Origin of the sequence: Candidatus Magnetobacterium casense, from assembly GCF_019173545.1 — a bacterium.
Taxonomy (GTDB): domain Bacteria; phylum Nitrospirota; class Thermodesulfovibrionia; order Thermodesulfovibrionales; family Magnetobacteriaceae; genus Magnetobacterium; species Magnetobacterium cryptolimnobacter.
Window position 1 is genome coordinate 1 of record NZ_JABXWD010000721.1, and the last position, 1,235, is coordinate 1,235.

The 1,235-nt window shown below is 50.5% G+C and carries 1 protein-coding gene; it reads left to right on the plus strand.

Features of this window, described 5'->3' with window-relative positions:
* A partial coding sequence (locus HWQ67_RS19065) for an aminotransferase class V-fold PLP-dependent enzyme (RefSeq protein WP_218254276.1) occupies positions 1 to 888 on the plus strand: 888 nt, incomplete at its 5' end.
* Positions 889 to 1,235: the final 347 nt, after the last annotated feature.

Genomic DNA, 1,235 nt, shown 5'->3' on the forward strand with positions numbered 1-1,235 from the left:
GACCACATCATCACAACAAAGGTGGAACACCCCGCCGTGTTAAACCTCTGCAAACTCAAGGAGAGTGAGGGATATCGTCTGACCTGCCTGCCCGTGGACAGCTATGGCATACTTGACATGGACGCCTTCATGGACGCCCTGGATGATTCGGTTGCCGTTGTGTCAGTCATGCTTGCAAACAACGAAACCGGCGTTGTGTTTCCCATCCCGGAGATAGGTCGATGCCTCAGAGAGAGGGGGATACTGTTTCATACCGATGCCGTGCAGGCGGTTGGCAAGATGCCCGTGGATGTGAGGGCGCTCTGCGTGGATATGTTGAGCATATCCGGGCACAAACTCCACGCACCCAAGGGGGTTGGCGTGTTATACGTCAGAAGAGGCATCCCCTTTCACCCTCTGCTTATCGGTGGACATCAGGAAGAGGGCAGGCGCGCCGGAACCGAAAACGTGCCTTCCATCGTTGCCCTTGGCAAGGCATGTCAACTGGCCGGGGACAGTATCAACACCGAAGCTACCTATGTGAGCCGTCTGAGGGACAAGATGCAGGACGCCATACTGGAAAAGTGCCCCGATTGCAGGCTAAATGGCACCACGGACAACAGACTGCCAAACACGACAAACATAAGCTTCAAGTACATAGATGGCGAAGCGGTGCTGATGTTGCTCAATCAACATGGCATATGCGCCTCATCGGGGTCGGCTTGTTCATCGGGTTCCGAGGATCCTAGTCCCGTTCTTTCGGCCATGTCCGTACCGGCAGAGGTGATACGCGGCTCTGTAAGATTCTCCCTCAGTCGTTACAACACCCAAGCCGAAATAGACAAGGTCATAGAAGTCCTGCCCGGCATTATCAAGTACCTCAGAGACATATCTCCCTTTGGCCGATAAGCAAGAAAGCATAAGCATGGATAACAATAGTTTACCCCTAAGATAAAGAAAGAAAGGGGCGGCTCCGCTTCTTGTCGCTCCAGGAGGGGTCAGCGCCCCCTGGCTCAATGCGCTCCTGGCCCCCTTCAGAACCCCCCGCAAGGGGTAATGCTGTTGACTTAATGAAAAATGCAAAAAGTAACAACGACTCTCTATTCAAATATTTCCAAGTCATCGATATACAAAAGAGAATAAATACATTCTCGAGTTTTCGAAAAATAAATTTTAGCAATGGTATACACCTTGCTTGACCAACACACTTAGAGTAGTGTACAATAAATTGATAGGATTGTCAAGATAAAAAATTA